Source organism: Acidobacteriota bacterium (assembly GCA_016195325.1).
In the GTDB taxonomy this organism is placed as follows: domain Bacteria; phylum Acidobacteriota; class Polarisedimenticolia; order JACPZX01; family JACPZX01; genus JACPZX01.
Genome location: JACPZX010000018.1, coordinates 83814 through 100542 on the forward strand (window position 1 = coordinate 83814; position 16729 = coordinate 100542).

The following is a 16729-nucleotide window of genomic DNA, read 5'->3' on the forward strand; positions in this document are numbered from 1 at the left end:
GCGGGCGTCGGGGCGCGTCAAACCGCGCCGGTCGCGCCGGTGAAGGCGAACTCCTGAACCCGCAACGGCGGGACGGCCAACGCCAGCCCCATCCCGGCCGCGCCCGCGTCGAACCTCCGCGCGGGCCCCGCCATGTCGGCGCGCTCGATCATGCCGAGGAGCTCCTCATCGAACCTCAGATTCCCGACCGGCCCCGCGACGCGCCCGTCCTCGATGAGGAAGAGGCCGTCCCGCGTCACCCCCGTCGACAGCATCCGTCGAGGGGCCAGGGGGCGAATGTACCAGAATCGCGTCACGAGCAGCCCGTGCCTCGTGGCCTTCACCATCGACTCGACCGAATCGGGGCCGCCGCGCAGGATCAGGTTCGAAGGCCGGGGGCGCGCGGAGCCGCCGGAGCGGGCGCCCCAGTATCGCGAAGCCGGCAGGTTTTTCAACGTGCCGTGGTCGATCCAGCTGACTTTCTCGAGCAGGGCGCCATCCTCGCCGAACGGCGGCGAGGGCGCCAGTGGATCCGCAGGATCGCTCTCGAGCGTGATGACGGCGGAGGCGACCGCATCCCCGATCGCCGATCCCCCCCCGGGGCGCGAGAACGGGCTCCGCCCTTCGTCCACGGCCCGCGCGTCGAAGGCCGGCAGAATCAGCTCGAACAGGCCGGCGACGGCCGCCGCCTCGAGGACGACGGTGTAGCGCCCCGGCGGGATCGCCACGGGGTCTGCCGATGCCAGGGCCTTCGACGCCGCGATCGCGCCCAGCTCCCCCGCGTCGATCGCGTCGACGTCCGTGGACACGGTGCCGCTCCATCCGGAGGCGCCCCCCCCTTCGGCGCGCGCGGATCCGTGAAGCGACGCGTGCGTCCCCCGGTGCGCGGCGCGAAGGCCGGCGCTCGTCGCGATGGAGGTGAACCACGAGCGCGTCTCGCAGAGGCCGGCTGCGGTGAGTCCGTGCGCTCGGGCCGGGGCGAGGAAGCCGGCGACGAGCGCGGCCCGGCGCTCCGCGCCGGCGCGGGCCGTCGGCTCGGCCCACGCGCTCACGCGCGGAAACTCGCGCGGACCGAGGGGGGGCAGGAAGCCGGGCTGCTCGGGGGCGTAGCGGGCCAGCTGCTCGGCGGCGCGAACCGCGGCATCGATCGACGCGGCGTCGATTCCATCGGTCTCGAAGGTCGCGGTGCGCCTGCCGAGGGTGCTCGTCACCCTCAGCGTCGCCCCGGAGGTCTCGGCCGAAGTCGTCGCTTCCCCGCGGGCGAAACGGAGATGCCCCCCGTCGTGCCCCGAGCAGGCGACGGTGCACGCATCGGCGCGCGAGGCGGCGAGGGAACGCTCGAGCGTGGCGCGGATCTCCGCGTCCCCCGGGATCATCGGCGGGCGCCTCCCGCCGGGGTGTTGACGACGCTCACCCCGCGGAAGCGGGCGACGGGACAGCCGTGGCTGACGGCGTGGGGCTGCTCGGGATCCCCCTTCCCGTCGGCGAACGCGCCGCCGAGCTCGTAGCTCGCCTCCCCGCCGATGAGATCGCACGAGCGCCAGAAGTCGAGCGTCCCAGACTCGCAGGCGGCGTCCTTCAGCATCCGGGCGATGCGCCCGCCGCGGATCTCCCAGAACGTCTGGCCCCCGAACTGGAAGCGCCGTCGCTGCTGGTCGATGGAGAACGATCCGTCGCCGACGATGTAGATCCCGTCCTCGGTCGCGGCGATGGCCTCCGGGATGCCGATCGGCGCGCTCCCCGGCCTCAGCGAGACGTTGGGCATCCGGAGGAGGGGAACCGAATCCCACGACGCGGCGTGGCTGCAGCCGTGCGAGGCGGGCAGGCCCAGCGCCCCCGCCTCCTCCCGCGTTGACTGGAAGTCCACGAGGACGCCCTCCTCAATGAGAGGCCAGCGTCGCGCCGGGACGCCGTCGTCGTCGAACCCCACCGTCGCGAGCCCTCCCTCCTGCACGCGATCGGCGTCGACGTTGACGATTTCGGACGCGTACCGGAGCGAGCCCCGGTCCTCGGGGCGCACGAAGCTCGTCCCCGCGAAGTTCGCCTCGTAGCCGAGGATTCGATCGATCTCGGTGGCGTGCCCGATCGACTCGTGGATCGTCAGCCACAGGTTCGACGGGTGAAGGACGACGGCGCGCCGTCCCGGCTCGACCGTCGCGGCCTCGTGCTTCATGACCGCCTCCTCGGCGGCCGTGCGCGCCTCGTCGAGCCACGGGTACGATTCCACCCCCTCGTACCCGAGCCCGGAGGGAGGCGCAAGGCTCCGCCGCGTCTGGCACTCGCCGGTGGCGGGGTCGACGCTCGTCACGAGGAACCAGGGGTGGGAGCGGACCACCACCTGCTGCGTGGTCGTCCCCTCCGAGGAGGCGAACTCAATCTCCTCCCGAACGAAGCCCATCCCCGCCTCGCAGAAAGTCGCCCCCTTCACCTCGAGGGCGGCGCGGCAGATGGCGAGGAGCAGATCGATCTTCGGCTCCAGGGGGACGCGGAAGGGATCCTTCGTGATGGGGGTCTGCCACACGCCGCGCACGCGATCGGCGCGCGCGAGCACGACGTCCGAGCGCCGGAGCTGCCGGTTCGCGCGCGCGATCGAGACGGCCCGCGCCGCGAGCGCCGGAGCCTCCGCGATCTCAACGCGGGGAGTCGCCGCGAAGCCCCGGCCCCCGTCGACGAGCACTCTCAGCCCCGCGCCGAAGCGCTCGGACTCGAAGGTGTCCGCACCGTCGCCGCCGCGCGAGATCAGACGCTGCGAGCGGATGCGGGCGACGCGCACGTCGGCGTAGGTCGCGCCGCTCGATCGCGCCGCGTCGAGGGCCGCCGCGGCGAACTCGTTCACGACAGTTCCAGGGTCTGGAGCCGATCCGGATCGTACTCGTCCTTGAAGCGCTCGACCTCCCACGTCAGATCGGCCCCGACCTGCTCGCAGAAAGGGCCGGCGTCCACGAGGAGTGCCTCGGCGGATCCAATCGTCCCCGAGGAGACGACCTTGCGCTGTCTCAACCGCTCCAGCCTCCCGACGAGGCGGCCGTGGTTGTGGCGGACGTACCCCCCCTTCGCCAGGCGCTTCTCCCTCTCGGCGGGGAAGACCAGCGCGTAGTCGCGCATCACGACGTAGTCGCGCGTCTCCGGCCGCTCTCCCTGGAGGATGACGACGCGGCACGACTCCGATCGGAAGACCGGGGTGCCGATCTTGAAGGTCTGGCCCCGGCGCGTGCGGATGGTCACCGACCGCTTGCCCGGACGGTAGAGGTGGGGGAACGCGGCTTTCTCCTGGAGGTAGGGCAGTATCGGCCCGGCGTGGGCGCCGACGATGAGCAGGCGCCCGCCGGAGGCGACGAAGCGGTCGATGGGCGAGCCGGCGCCGAAGGGGGTCTTGCCCGTCTCGTGCCCCCGCAGCCACTCGCCCGCGCGGGGACCGCTCGCGGCCATGGAGCCGACGGGGTGCAGGCTCCGGAGCGTGCCGGGGCGGAGCCGGAAGGCCTCGCTGACGAGCCCCGCGGCGGACGGCGTCTCGAGCTCGTCGAACTCCCCCGACTCGGGGGGCGCCGGCAGGGGATCGACCGCGGGAAACGCGGGAAGCATCAGGCTCCCCTCCGGCCCCACCGCGGAGGCGAGCGCCTCCACGAACGCCCGCGCGCCGTCGACGACGTACCCGACGCTGCGGAGGGAGACGAGGGCGAGGATGGAATCCCCCCGGCGCACGCCCATCCCGGCGAGCGCCGCCTCGATCGTCTGCCTGGGGATCCGGTTGAACAGCCTCGACGCGAGCACGCGGTGTGAACTCCCATGGCGCTTCCTGGGGCCTTCGAGCGGCCCGGGCGCTTCGGGCGGCAAAATAGCCGATCCGGCCGTCGCGGTGAAGATCGACGTGGCTCGCCGGGAACAGATACACTCGCCGCGCGATGCGGCGCCCACTTGTCGTTGCCCTGACGATCGCGCTTGCCGCGGGCGGTGCCCTCCGTTTCTGGCGCCTCTCCGAAGTTCCGGTCGCGCTGTACTGCGACGAGGCGTTCCAGGGGTACGAGGCCTACTCGCTCGTCGAGACCGGCGCGGACAGCCGCGGCGTCCGCACCCCCCTCTTCTTCGACATTTTCGGCGTCGGATGGGAGGAGCCGCTCTATGTCTACCTGACCACGATCCCGGTGAAGATTCTCGGCACCACCGAGGCGGCGACGCGCGCCGTCGCCGCGGCCGCGGGGACCCTTTCGCTCGCCGCGGTGGCGGCCCTCGCCTTCCCGCTGGGCGGAGAGATCGGCGCCGCCGCGGCGGCGCTCGCCATGGCGGTTTCCCCATGGGCGTTTCACTTCAGCCGGACGGGGTTCCAGGCGTCGCTGCTGCCGCTCTTCCTCGCCGCGGGCGCGGCGGCGCTCCTCCACGGGAGCGGCGACGCGGCCGCGGGCCGGCGGCCGAGGTTCGGAGTGCTTCTCGCCGGCGCGTCGCTCCTCGCCCTCGCGCTCTACACGTACGTCGCCGCGCGGTTCCTCGTGCCGCTGCTACTCGCCGGAATCGCGGTCGCGGCGATCCCCTCGCTGCGGACGATCGGGGCCGGCCGCGCGGCGGCGATTGCGGCCGTGGTCGTCGTCATCGCCGCGCCGGTCGCGATTTTCGCGCTCACGCCGCAGGGACAGGCGCGCTACCAGGACGTCTCCCTCGCGTCCCGCTTCCCCGGGGGGGAGGCCGCGTGGCGGTTTGCTGCGAACTACGCCTCCTACTTCACCCCGGAGTTCCTCCTGACGCGCGGGGACCCCAACGCGCGACACTCGATCCCGGGATTCGGCGCGCTCCACGCGCACGACCTGCTCCTCCTGTGCGCCGGAGCCGTGGCGGCGATGAGACGGCGGGGCGCGGCCGATCTCTTCGTCCTCTGGTGGCTCGCGATCGCCCCCCTCCCCGCCGCGCTCGCCGCCGACCCCGCGCACGCCGTCCGCGCGATCGGCGCGATCCCGCCGATCTACGCGCTCGAGGGGCTCGGCGCGTTCGCGCTCCTCCGCCCCGGCCGCCCGCTCGATCCCGCCCGGCGCCGATCGCGCGCGCTCCTTGCGGCCGTCGCGCTGGCGGCCCTCGTCTCGTCGGCGGCCTATCTGCGGAGCTACTTCGTCGATTACCCGCGGGTGTCGGGACCCGCGTGGGAGTACGGGCTGAAGGAGGCGTACCGCGAGATCGAGGCGGTGGGGGCGGACCACGACAGCTTCTACGTCACGCGCACCATCGACTTCCCCTTCATCCAGCGGCTCTACCTCTTCGCCTTCCCGCCGGCCGAATACCAGCGCTCCCGGTTCGCCGGAACGAAGTATCTCTTCGACGAGCCGGTATTCTACGGGGGGGGACTCGTGCCGGGGCGACTCTCGCCGCTCTTCCTGTTGAAGCCCGACGAGGTGCCGGAACAGGGGATCGCCGTGCGGCGGACGATCCGGTACCCGGATGGGTCGGCCGCCTTCGTCCTCGCGTGGTGATGCCGTGGACCCCATCCGCCTTTCCGTGATCCTCCCCGCGTACAACGAGGCCGCCGGGATCGCATCGTCTCTCGAGCGCCTCGGACGCCACCTCTCGGCACGCGGGGGGGCGTGGGAGATCGTCGTCGTCGACGACGGGAGCGCGGACGACACGCGCGCACGCGTCACCGAAGCCTCGCGAAGCGACCCGCGCGTGCGGCTCGTCGCGCTCGAGGCGCACCAGGGAAAAGGGGGGGCGGTGATCCGCGGTCTCGCCGAGGCCAGAGGGGCGATCATCGCGACGACGGACGCGGATCTCTCCTACGCGCTCGAGGATCTCGACGCGGTCATCGCGGCGGTGGAGGGCGGGGCGGACGTCGCCACGGGCAACCGGCACGACCCCGCGTCGCGCATCGAGCTGCGCTCCGGACTTCTCCCCTATCTCGTGAGGCGATGGATCGCCGGGAGCGCCTTCCGGCTCGTCGTGCACCTGCTCTTCCGTCTCGGGGTGACGGACACCCAGTGCGGGCTGAAGGCCTTCTCGCGTCGCGGCGCGGAGGAGGTGCGCCGCCGCCTCGTGACGCGCCGGTTCCTCTTCGACGTCGAGATCTTCGTGATCGCGAGCGGCCTCGGGTTGCGCGTCGCCGAGGTCCCCGTGCGCCTCCGGTACCTGAGCGGGGGTTCGAGCGTGCGGATGGTCTCGGGGCTTCCCGCGACGGCTATGGATCTCGCGCGGATCAAGATCGCCGACGTGCGGGGCCGTTACGGGTGAGGCGGCCTACCGGTAGGGGACGCCGTCGGTGGCGGTCCGCTCCCTGAAGAGGCCCAGGAGCCGCTGGAAGGCGGGCCCGGGCCGGCCGTCCCCGACCACCCGGCCGTCGACCTCGACGACGGGGATCAGCTCGGCCCCCGTGCCGCAGAGGAACACCTCGTCGGCCTTGTAGAGATCGTACTGGACGAGCGTGCGCTCCGCGCAGTCGATCCCCTTCTCGGCGCAGATCTGGAGGATCACCTTGCGCGTGATCCCCTCGAGGATGCCGACGTGGGTGGGCGGCGTGAAGAGCTTTCCCCCTTCGACGGCGAAGATGTTGTCGGCGGTCCCCTCGGTGACGTACCCGGCGTCGTTGAGCATGATCCCCTCGTCGACGCCCGCGCGGATCGCCTCGAGCTTCCCCATGATGTTGTTGAGGTAGTTGAGGGTCTTGATCTGCGGGTTGAGCGCGTCGGGGCGGTTCCGCCGGGTCGAGCAGACGATCGTCTTGAGCCCCTGTTTGTACTTCTCCTCGGGGTAGAGGCGGATGGCGCCGGCGATGATGTACACGGCCGCCTTCGCGCACTTGCGCGGATCGATGCCGAGGTCGCCCGGGCCGCGCGAGACCACGAGGCGGACGTAGGCGTCGTCGAGCCCCGTGCGGCGGACCGTCTCGAGCAGAATTTGGTTCAGCTCCTCCCGGCCGTGGGGGATCTCGAGGAGGATCGCCTTCGCGGAGTTGTAGAGGCGATCGAGGTGATCGCGCATCCGGAAGATGCGGCCGTGGTACGCGCGGATCCCCTCGAAGACGCCGTCGCCGTAGAGGAAGCCGTGCTCGTACAGGGAAATCTGCGCCCTCTCCTTGTCGTCGAGGTACTGGCCGTTGAGGTAAATGGAGAGCGCCATCGTGGTCCCCCTGGCGTTGGTGTTCGGCCCCATGTCGTCGAGCTCCGTGCGCGGTGAGCCGTCATCTTAAGGGAGCCCGCCGGAGGCGTCAACAGGATCCGCCCCCGGCCACGCGGCGAATGGCTGCATCCAATCGGCCCGGCGCGCGCCCCCTCAGCGCATCGGCTTCTCGAGCGTGACCCACGACGACGGCGCGAAGCCGAGCGACGCGAAGAACGCGCCGAGGGGATCCCCGGGGCGCACGAGGCACTGCACGATCTCGAGGTTCATCTTGCGGAATGTCTCGAGGAGCGATCTCGCGAGAAGCGAGGCGACCCCGGCGCGACGGAAATCGGGGTGGACGCCGATCGCCACGATGCGCGCGCAGCGGGGCATCCCGAACTGCCACGCCTGCACGTCGCCGACGACGAACCCGACGACCCGCGATCCCGACTCCGCCACCTCGCACAGATAGGACGACATCGCCGGCCGGGGCGCGTTCTCCTCGGGCTCGTAGAGCGTCAGGAGCCCTCGCCAGAACCCGGCCTTCTCGACGCCGGTGACGAGGGCGTCGATCGAGATGATCGCCTCGGCGTCCCCTTCCCGGAGCGGACGAATCTTCACCTGGACTTCCGCGGGCGCTGGCATGCGCACCTCCCAATCTCCGCGGCGGCTCAACCGCCGAAGAGCATGACGACGAGGCCGGTGGCGGCGATGAGCGCGCCGCTGAGGACCTCACCATATCGGATGAGGAACGGGCTCTCGAGACGGGCCGTGCCGCGCAGCCCGATCAGAGCCACCGCCACCATGCAGACGACGGTGCTCAGGGCGAAGGCGAGCGACACGGCGACGAGGGCCCCCGTCCCCATCGAACCGGCGTAGTGGATGTAGGGGATGACGAGCAGGCATGGATTGAACCCGACGATGCCGGCGAGCGCGAGGCCGCTCAGGCGCGCCCGGCGCCCCGCGACAGCCGCCGTTCCCGCCAGCCCGACGGCCGGGGGCACGGCCATGGCGGTCGCCCCCTCCATGTCGTGAGGATGGGCGCGACCCCGCTCGTGCGCGACGCCGGGGGCATGGTGCGGGTGCACGCCGAACGAGTGATGGTGCCCCCCCTCGAGGAAGAACCAGCCGGCGTAGACGGCGCCGAAGAGGACCATGACGGTGGAAGAGATCCTCCCGATCGACGCACCGAGCCCCGCGATGGACGCGGCCCCGCTCGACGCCCAGAAGGCCGCGAGGCCGAGGCCGACGGAGAGCGCGACGTGGAGGATCGCCGATCCGGCGGTCATGATCGCGGTCCTGCGGGACCCCCACCCCTCGGAGCGGGCGACGAGGACGAACGGGAGCCAGTGATCGGGGATGAGCGTGTGGAAAACCGCGGTGGTGATCGTCGTGAGCACGAGGACCAGGAGCGGATCGCGCACGCTGTCTCCAGGGTTCGCCGGCGCCTACCGCCTCGCCGGCGCGAGGGCCGCCGCGGCGCGCCTTGATCGGCCCCGGTCAACCGGCTATGTTTCGCGCGGGTCAACCGCCGGCGGAAGGCGAAACTCCCGCGCAGGTTAGCAGATCGCCGCGGCTCTCCCGATGAGGATGACCGGAGTGAAATCCAGCCCCAAGATCGTCCTGACCCTCATGGCCGTCACCCTCGCCGGCGCCGCCCCGCAGACGGGAGGCGCCGACAAGCCCGCCGAGCCTCCCAGGGCGACCCCGAGGATGCCGTCGGCGCCCCCGAACGAGGGGATCGTGCGGCGCGACGACCGGGCCGAGCAGGTGCTCAAGGCCGCCATCGACGCGCAGGGGGGGCGGGACACGATCGCGGGGCGCCAGACCATCTATCTGAAGACCAGCATCAAGAACTACGACTACCCGGAGCCCGTGAGCGGCACCATCACCACCTGGTTCAAGCGGCCGCTGAAGATCCGCCAGGAGATCACGTATCCCCACAAGAAGGAGATCCGCGCCTTCGACGGGGAGCGGGCGTGGATCGACTCGGGAAAGGGGGCCTCGCTGCTCGGTCCCCTGGCCGCGAGGATGATGGAGCGAGGCATCCGCGAGCTCGACTCGCCCCTCCTGTACGGCGAAGGGAACCTCAGCTACCTCAGCGTCGCCAAGGACCCGCAGGGGCGGATGACCCAGAAGCTCTCGTGGCACCACGAGGGGTACGCCCGGGACATCATGGTCGACATGGCGACCAGCCGCGTGCTCGTCATCGGCGAGTTCGACACTCCCGCCGGCGCAATCTCGCGGATGAGGGTCTACGACGACTATCGCCCGGTGCAGGGAATGTGGCTCCCCTTTCACCAGGAGACGTTCCGCAACGACCAGCGCTACTCGGTCACGGACGTCATCGAGGCGAAGTTCAACGGTCCCGTGGACGACGCTCTCTTCGCCTTCCCGGGAGCCGACGGCTCGGGGGTCGGGAGCCCCGGCTCCGCGGCGCACGGCCCGCGCTGACCTCATCCTCGCGGAGCGGATCACTCCGCGCGAGCGACTCCCTCTTCTGAGACCGCCGCGAGCGCCGCGAGCGCTCTCTCCCCCTTCGTCACGGCCTCGTCATGCTCCGACCCGGGATCCGAATCGGCGACCACGGCCCCGCCCGTCTGAAGATCCACCCGGCCCGCGCCGAGGACGAACGACCGGATGAGAACGGACAGATCGGCGTCGCCGCTCGACGCGAGGTAGCCGGCCGCGCCGGCGTACGGGCCGCGCCGCACCGGCTCGATCTCGTCGATCACCTCCATCGCGCGGATCTTCGGGGCCCCCGTCATCGAGCCGGGGGGAAAGAGCGCGCGCACGGCGTCGATCGCGCCCCGACGGGGCGCGAGGGCCCCGCGCACCGTCGAGACCAGATGGTGCACCCCCTCGAACGACTCGAGAGCGCAGAGGGAGGCGACCTCGACCGATCCTGTCCGGCAGACGCGCCCGAGATCGTTGCGGACGAGGTCGACGATCATCACGTTCTCCGCCCGGTCCTTGGCGCTGCCGAGGAGCGCGCGCGCCGCCGCGGCGTCGCCCGCGGGATCCGCGTGCCGGCGCGCCGTCCCCTTGATCGGAGACGACTCCACCATCCCGCCGCGGACCCTCAGGAACCTCTCGGGCGACGACGAGACGATGGCGCCGCTCGACGTCTCGATGAAGGACGCGAAGGGGGCCGCGTTCATCCGGCAGAGCGCGGCGAAGAGGGCCCTCGGGTCGGGCGCCGCCGGCACCGAGAGCCGGCGCGAGAGGTTGACCTCGTAGACGTCGCCGGCGGCGATGCGCCGCTGGATGGCGCGCACCGCGCCGAGGTACGCGTCGCGGCTGAAGGAGGAGGCCCCCTCGGGCATCCGGGCTCCCCCCCTCGGGAGCGGGCCCGCGTCCTCCTTCGACGCGCGGAGCGCCCATGCCCCCTCGCGCTCGCACGCCGCGCGCGCGAGCGCCTGGCGCTCGGCGTCCCCGTCCCCGGGGGCCCCGGTCGCGAGGACGGCCCAGGTGGCGGCCGCCCGGTCCCACGCGATCGCCCACCCGTGGAACGAGAGATCGATCTCCGCGTGGGGGCGGTCGTCGAGCGCGCGCGCCGGAAGCCGCTCGAGGCACCTCGCGGCGTCGTAGGCGATAAAGCCGACGGCGCCGCCGGCGAAGGGCCACGGGGGGGCGAGCGACGACGGGTGCCGGGCGAGGAGCTCGCCGATCAGGGCGAAAGGGTCTTCGACCTCGAGGGACTCCGTGGCCCCTTCGCGCTCGATCGACGCGCGCCCGGACCGGTACGCGAGGAGGAGGTACGGATCGGCGACGAGAAGGCTGAACCGCGCGGTCTCGGGGTGATCTCCCCCGCTCCACAGCAGCGCGACGCGGCGGCGGCCCCGGGAGGCCTCGAGGAGATCGAGTGGATCGCGCCACCCCGGGAGCGACTCGACCCGCGGCGCCGGCGGCTGGCGCACGCGACGGTCAGCCGCTCGCGTCGGTCACAGCGAGACCTCGAGCCCCTCGTACGCCGCGAACGCGCCGGGGAAGATGGCGGCGGCCTGCTTCTCGATCTCGCGGACGTCGTCGTCCGAGTGCGAGGGGTCATGGTGGAAGAGGGCCAGCCGCTTCGAGCCGGCCGCGCGCGCGACGACGGCCGCCATCTCGAAGGTGCTGTGCCCGAACCCCTGCGTCGGCACCGGAAGCCCGGTGTACTCCTCGGGGAGGTACTGCGCGTCGTGGATCAGCAGGTCGGCTCCCCGCGCGAAGTTCACCAGCCTCGCGTCGCCGCCGACGTACCCCTCCACGTCCGTCGCGTAGACGACGCTCCGGCCCTCGTAGGAGACGCGGTAGTTGACGACGCCACCCTTCGGATGAGCGAGGTTCTTGAGGACGCGGATCGACACGGTGTGCCCGTCGAGCCTGGCGTTGTTGCGCGTCGTGTTGACCATCTCGGGCGCCTCGTTCGGGCGCAGGATGATCAGCTCCGACTCCTCCACGTTGCGGATCACCTGGCGGCTGCGCATGTCGGCGAGATCGACGGGAAAGAGCGGCGCCATCATCGCGCGCGCCATGATCTCCTTGAAGTCCTCGTTGAAGACGCGGGGGCCGAAGATGTGCAGGTCCGAGGAGTCGAGGTACGCGGGCTTGAAGAACGGGAACCCCTGGGTGTGATCGTGGTGGGCGTGGCTGACGAGGACGACCGCCTCCACCGGCTGGCGGTGGTTCGTGTCGGCGCCGCTGCGGAGATGCGCCCTCAGCAGCTCGTTCCCCAGGCGGATCATCCCGGTGCCCATGTCGCACACGATGAGCCGCCCGCCCGCCCGGATCTCGACGCACGACGTGTTCCCACCGAAGTGGAGGTAACTTTCGCCCGAGACGGGGAACGATCCTCTCACCCCCCAGAACCGGACGATGAAGTCCCCCGCTCCCTTCGGCTTCTCTGCCTTCGACATCGCACCCTGCCTCTGGGCGACGAGAACCCTGAAACCCTGCTACCCGCCGGCGCCGCATCCCGTCGGGCGGGCCCCATGATAAACCGAAGGACCCTCCGCGGTCATCATCGGGCGTAGTCGATGGCCTTCATCTCGCGGATGACGGTCACCTTGATCTTTCCGGGGTACTCCATCTCCTGCTGAATCTTCTGCGCCAGCGACGTGGCCAGGAGCGCCGACTGCGCGTCGTCCAGCTTCTCGTGGCGGGCGATGACGCGGATCTCGCGCCCCGCCTGGATGGCGTACGACTGCTCGACCCCTTCCATCGAGTCGGCCAGGGCCTCGAGCTTCTCGACGCGCTTCGCGAAGTCGACCACCGTGCGCCGCCGCGCCCCCGGCCGGGCGCCGGAGATCGCGTCGGCGGCCGACACCAGGACCGAGATCGGAGAGATGACCTCCACGTCCTCGTGGTGCGAGGCGATGGCGTTCTGGACGATGGGGGGCTCGCCGTACTTCTTGGAGACCTCGAAGCCGATCTCGGGGTGCGTTCCCTCCCTCTCGTAGTCGATCGCCTTGCCGATGTCGTGGAAGAGGCCGGCGCGCCTCGCGAGCTTGCCGTCGAGCCTCAGCTCGACCGCCATCATCTCGGTGAGGCGGGCGACCTCCTTGGAGTGCTCGAGGACGTTCTGGCCGTACGACGTGCGGTACCGCAGGCGGCCGAGGAGCCGAACCATCTCGGGGTGCACCCCCTCGATCTTCATCTCCTTCAGGGTCTCGTCGCCGATCTTCTGGATCTGCCGGACCATCTTCCGCTTCATCTCGTTCGAGACCTCCTCGATGCGCTGCGGGGTGATGTTCCCCTCCTTCAGCAGCTTCTCGAGGCACATTTTCGCGATCTCGCGCTTGACGGGGTTGAACCCGCTGAGGATGACGCTGTCGGGGGACTCGTCGACGACGAGCTGGATGCCCGTGAACTTCTCGAACGCCTTGATGTTGCGCCCCTCGATGCCGATGAGGCGCCCCTTGATCTTCTCGTTCGGGATCGGCACCGACGTGGCGGTCCGCTCGTTCGAGTAGTCGGCCGCCTGCCGCTCGATCGCGAGGGCGATGATCTTCTGCGCCTCGGCGTCCCCCTGGACCTGCGCCTCGTCCTTGATCTCCTTGATGAGTGCCGCCGCCTCGAACCGCGTCTGCGTCTTCAGGTTGTTGAGGAGGAGATTCCGGGCCTCCTCCGCGGTGAGGCCGCTGATCCTCTCGAGCTTCGCGTTCTCCTCCTCGACCAGCCGCGTCAGGCGCTCGTTCCTGTCCTTCGACGCGGTCTCCATCTCGGCGATCCGCTTCTCGCGATCCCGCACCGACTGATCGCGGCGCTTGAGCGTGCTGGCGGCCTCCTGCTGCGCGAGCTCCTTCTCCTCGATGTCCTTCTGGAGCTTCTGGAGCGCGCGCTGGCGATTCTGCGCGTCCTTCTCCATCTGCGTCTTCGTCTTGTACCACTTCTCGCGGGCGGTGAGGAGGGCCTGCTTCTTCTCCTTCTCGCCCTCCTCCCGGGCCTCCCGGATGATGTCGGCGGCCTCGGTGCGCGCCGTCTCGACGCTCTTCGCGCCGAATCTCGTGGCGGCGACCCAGACGGCGACGCCGGTCGCCGCGGATCCCGCCAGAACCCAGAGCAGAATGCTCGTCATGTGGAAGTTCCCCTCTCGATCCGGGAGGCGGACGCTCGTGAGGGCGACGCCGGCCCGGCCGGTCCGCGCCGGGGGGACGACCATTCGCCCCGCGACGGGCGGCGGCCCGCCGTGACGAGCCGGGCGAGGAGCCGCCCGGCGCGACGCGACGGGCGCGGGCCGATCAGCGCTCGGGGGGAGACGTCGGTGGAAGAGGGCGCGGGAGATCGCGACGGGGCGTGACGCCCCCGACGATCGGATGAGGTGTCGGATTCATCGAGTCGTGATCCACGAGACCCCGCAGGCCAGTCCGTTCGTGCAACCGGAGCCGTTCCCACTTCATCACCGAGGGCCGCCCCCGGCCGGGCCTCCTTCGAGGCTCGGTCGCGCGAGCGCCCTCTGTCTCCGGGCCGGGGCCCTTCCCGTGGATGTGGGACAGGTCGGGAGATTCTGCCGGGGCGGGTACCCGTCCGAGCGGCATGACCGAACTCCGTGCCGCCGCAGGGAATGTATCATCCGCTCCCCGGCCGATCAATGTCGCGCCGTCAGGAGGGCTTCCCGCCACAGGCCGGCGGGAGTCCTCTTCGCGGGAGGTTCTACTGCCCCGAGGGCGCGGCCGCGGCTGCGGCCGACTGCTTGTCCGGGGGCAGAGCCAGCGCGTCCTCGGTCACGAGACCGATGGCCTCGGCCCCCGAGTTGCGGACCACGTCGAGGACCTGGACCACCTCGCCGTAGTTCAGCGCGCGCGCGGCCGCGAAGAACACGCTCTTCTTGTGGCGCCCGGCGAGGATCTGCTGGAGAGTGGTCGCCAGGGCGTCGCGGGCGACCTTGTCCTTGTTGATGAACAGGCCGTCCTGGGCGGTGTAGGTCACGATGAGCTGATCGGCCAGCACCTCGTCGGGCACCTCGATGTTCTCCATCTTCTGGGGGACGTCGAGCTCGTACTCGCGCGTCAGCATCGGCGTGACGACCATGAAGATGATGAGCAGCACGAGGACGACGTCGACCAGAGGCGTGACGTTGATGTCCGACCTGATGCCGCCCTTTCCGCCTGCGTCCATCCCCACGTCAACCCCCTAATGCCCGGCCGCGCCGGACAATTCAGTGTCCTGCTGCGCCGGCCAGGGCCCTGTCGGCCATGACGGCGACGTTCGTGAAACCGGCCTGATTGACGATGAGCATGACGTCCTTGACGTCGCCGAACGTCAGGCGCTTGTCCCCCTTGATGATGATGCTCTTCCCGGGGCTCCGCGCGTACGTCTCGGCCATCATCGAGGTGAGCTGCTCCTTGCTGACGACGGCGGTGTCGAGCCAGACCTTGCCGTCCGCCGTGACGCTCACCAGGACGTCGTTCTTGTCGTCGCTCTTCTTCGTGTCCGGGTTCGACGTCGTCGGCAGCTGGACGTCCTTCCCCTTCTGCAGCATGGGGGTGACCACCATGAAGATGATCAGGAGCACCAGCACGACGTCGACGAGAGGGGTGACGTTGATGTCCGACTTGACGCCGCCCCCGCCGCCTGAATCCATTCCCATGGCTTCCTACCTCTCCCTGTCCATCCGATGCCGCGCGACGCCGTGCCCGAGGGGCACGGTCAGTGCGCGCCCGCGGTCTTCTGGCCGCCGACTCCGACGCCCACGCTCGCACCGTGCTTCTTGAGGAAGAAGTCGACGAGCTCGGAGGAGGAGTTCCCCATCTCGACCTGGAACCGCTCGACGCGGCTCGTGAAGTAGTTGAACAGCCACACCGCGGGAATCGCGACGAGGAGTCCGACGGCCGTCGTGACGAGCGCCTCGGCGATGCCGGCGGAGACCGCACCGAGACCGCCCGATCCGGACGCGGCCATGCCGCGGAACGCGCCGATGATGCCGACGACGGTTCCGAAGAGGCCGACGAACGGGGCCGTCGATCCGATGGTGCCCAGGCCGGCCAGCTTGCTCTTCAGCTCGGCCATCACGAGCGCGTTCTCGCGCTCGAGCGCGCGGTTGACGGCGCCGATGACGTCGTACGCCACGGCGTTCTCCTGCTGGTTCAGGAACTCCTGGAGCCCCGACGACATGACGCGCGACAGGTGGCCCTTGGGGTGCTTCTTCGCCTCCTCCACGGCCTTCTTGAGGTTCCCCTCTTTAAGGCACTTGGTGACGACGGGGAGGTAATCGATCGACTGCTTGACGGCCGACTTGTACAGGAAGAACTTCTCGAACATGACGGAGATCGAGTAGACGGACATGACGAAGAGCATGACGACGACCGTCTTTCCCATAATCGTCATGTGAACCCAGAGACCGGTCAGAGAGAAAGTATCTTCCATCGGCGACTCCTTCTTCCTTGTCGAATTCGATGCGTCTGCGCTCCGGCTCGAGACCCCGCGGACTACTTGAGCTTGAAGTCCACGACGACTGTGATGAACACCTTGACCGGCCTGCCGCTCTGCAGGGCCGGGTTGTACTTCCACTTCTTGACGGCGTCGATCGCGGCCTGATCGAAGAGCGGATGGCTCTTCAAGACCTTGGCGTCCTCGACCTCACCGTTGCGGTTCACGACGATCTCGAGGATGACCTTCCCCTCCGCGCGCGCGCGCCGCGCGACCTCCGGGTACTCGGGCTGGACCTTGGTGATGAGCTCGGGGGGCCGGACATCGCCCGTCAGGTAGATCGGCGCGTCGTCGGAGACGATGCCTCCCGGCACGCCGCCGATGACACCCCCGATGACGCCGCCCACGACGCCGCCCACGACGCCGCCTGGGACGCCTCCCGGAACGCCTCCCTCGACGCCCCCGTCGACCCCGTCGTCCGGGTTGGTGTTGGTCGGATCGGGATCGGGGACCTTCTCGGGGACGACCTCGGGCTGGATCATCTCGGGGAGCTTCTCCTTCGGGATGATCTTCTTCTCCTCGGTCTTGGGCTTCGAGGTGCTGGACTTCGGAGGAGGAGGCGGTGGCGGTGGAGGAGGCGGCGGCGGAGGCGCCGCGACGAGCAGCAGATTGATGGGGGGCTCTTCGATGACGCCGACCGACAGATACGTCGCGCCGACGGCGGCGGTGAGCGCGATGACGTGCAGGGTGATGGAGACCGGGAGGGTGAACCAGGTCTTCCGCCCGGCCTTCTTCGTGGCCTGCGAGTCGAGAAGGGTATCAAACATGC

16 protein-coding genes are annotated in these 16729 nt (G+C 70.4%); 3 read left to right on the plus strand and 13 right to left on the minus strand.

Annotated elements, in window-relative coordinates:
* Window positions 1-17: 17 nt before the first annotated feature.
* Genes HY049_03925 through HY049_03935 form a run of 3 tightly spaced genes read right to left on the minus strand, consistent with a single transcriptional unit; the run spans window position 18 to window position 3750 of the window.
* A complete protein-coding gene (locus HY049_03925) occupies window positions 18-1355 on the minus strand; it encodes a TldD/PmbA family protein (protein MBI3448056.1) in 1338 nt (445 codons plus the stop codon).
* Entirely contained in the window at window positions 1352-2815 is a 1464-nt protein-coding gene (locus HY049_03930; protein ID MBI3448057.1) for a TldD/PmbA family protein, read from the minus strand. The genes HY049_03925 and HY049_03930 overlap by 4 nt, the downstream gene beginning before the upstream one ends.
* Entirely contained in the window at window positions 2812-3750 is a 939-nt protein-coding gene (locus HY049_03935; GenBank protein ID MBI3448058.1) for an AAC(3) family N-acetyltransferase, read from the minus strand. Before HY049_03935 ends, HY049_03930 begins: the two co-directional genes overlap by 4 nt.
* Window positions 3751-3881: 131 nt before the next feature.
* Here HY049_03935 and HY049_03940 point away from each other — a divergent pair, with 131 nt between their 5' ends.
* Together HY049_03940 and HY049_03945 are read left to right on the plus strand one after the other, a co-directional pair.
* Window positions 3882-5432 carry a hypothetical protein gene (locus tag HY049_03940; protein MBI3448059.1) on the plus strand — a complete coding sequence of 517 codons (1551 nt, stop codon included), beginning with the start codon at window positions 3882-3884 and terminating at the stop codon, window positions 5430-5432.
* Window positions 5433-5436: 4 nt separating this feature from the next.
* Window positions 5437-6183 (plus strand): glycosyltransferase, encoded by a 747-nt coding sequence (locus tag HY049_03945; protein ID MBI3448060.1) that lies wholly within the window; start codon window positions 5437-5439, stop codon window positions 6181-6183.
* Window positions 6184-6189: 6 nt separating this feature from the next.
* Here HY049_03945 and ilvE read toward each other — a convergent pair whose 3' ends face one another.
* The 3 genes from ilvE to HY049_03960 form a co-directional block, all read right to left on the minus strand.
* The gene (ilvE, locus tag HY049_03950) at window positions 6190-7068 is read right to left on the minus strand and encodes a branched-chain-amino-acid transaminase (protein ID MBI3448061.1); all 879 of its coding nucleotides are present in this window, start codon (window positions 7066-7068) and stop codon (window positions 6190-6192) included.
* 153 nt (window positions 7069-7221) lie between these two features.
* Window positions 7222-7695: a GNAT family N-acetyltransferase gene (locus HY049_03955; protein ID MBI3448062.1), complete on the minus strand. Its 474-nt coding sequence runs from the start codon at window positions 7693-7695 to the stop codon at window positions 7222-7224.
* A gap of 26 nt (window positions 7696-7721) precedes the next feature.
* On the minus strand, window positions 7722-8474 hold the full coding sequence (locus HY049_03960; protein MBI3448063.1) for a hypothetical protein: 753 nt from the start codon (window positions 8472-8474) through the stop codon (window positions 7722-7724).
* Between the two features lie 175 nt (window positions 8475-8649).
* On the opposite strand from HY049_03960, the gene HY049_03965 reads away from it, so the two are divergent.
* A complete protein-coding gene (locus HY049_03965; protein ID MBI3448064.1) occupies window positions 8650-9504 on the plus strand; it encodes a hypothetical protein in 855 nt (284 codons plus the stop codon).
* Between the two features lie 20 nt (window positions 9505-9524).
* Here HY049_03965 and HY049_03970 read toward each other — a convergent pair whose 3' ends face one another.
* The 7 genes from HY049_03970 to HY049_04000 form a co-directional block, all read right to left on the minus strand.
* On the minus strand, window positions 9525-10970 hold the full coding sequence (locus tag HY049_03970; protein ID MBI3448065.1) for an anthranilate synthase component I family protein: 1446 nt from the start codon (window positions 10968-10970) through the stop codon (window positions 9525-9527).
* Between the two features lie 24 nt (window positions 10971-10994).
* Complete coding sequence (locus tag HY049_03975) at window positions 10995-11948, minus strand: MBL fold metallo-hydrolase (GenBank protein ID MBI3448066.1); 954 nt, start codon at window positions 11946-11948, stop codon at window positions 10995-10997.
* Window positions 11949-12052: 104 nt separating this feature from the next.
* Window positions 12053-13609 carry a ribonuclease Y gene (gene rny, locus HY049_03980; protein MBI3448067.1) on the minus strand — a complete coding sequence of 519 codons (1557 nt, stop codon included), beginning with the start codon at window positions 13607-13609 and terminating at the stop codon, window positions 12053-12055.
* Window positions 13610-14184: 575 nt separating this feature from the next.
* Entirely contained in the window at window positions 14185-14649 is a 465-nt protein-coding gene (locus HY049_03985) for a biopolymer transporter ExbD (protein MBI3448068.1), read from the minus strand.
* Between the two features lie 40 nt (window positions 14650-14689).
* Entirely contained in the window at window positions 14690-15121 is a 432-nt protein-coding gene (locus HY049_03990) for a biopolymer transporter ExbD (GenBank protein ID MBI3448069.1), read from the minus strand.
* A 59-nt stretch (window positions 15122-15180) separates the two neighbouring features.
* Entirely contained in the window at window positions 15181-15858 is a 678-nt protein-coding gene (locus HY049_03995; protein ID MBI3448070.1) for a MotA/TolQ/ExbB proton channel family protein, read from the minus strand.
* Window positions 15859-15959: 101 nt separating this feature from the next.
* The gene (locus HY049_04000) at window positions 15960-16727 is read right to left on the minus strand and encodes an energy transducer TonB (protein MBI3448071.1); all 768 of its coding nucleotides are present in this window, start codon (window positions 16725-16727) and stop codon (window positions 15960-15962) included.
* Window positions 16728-16729 lie beyond the last annotated feature (2 nt).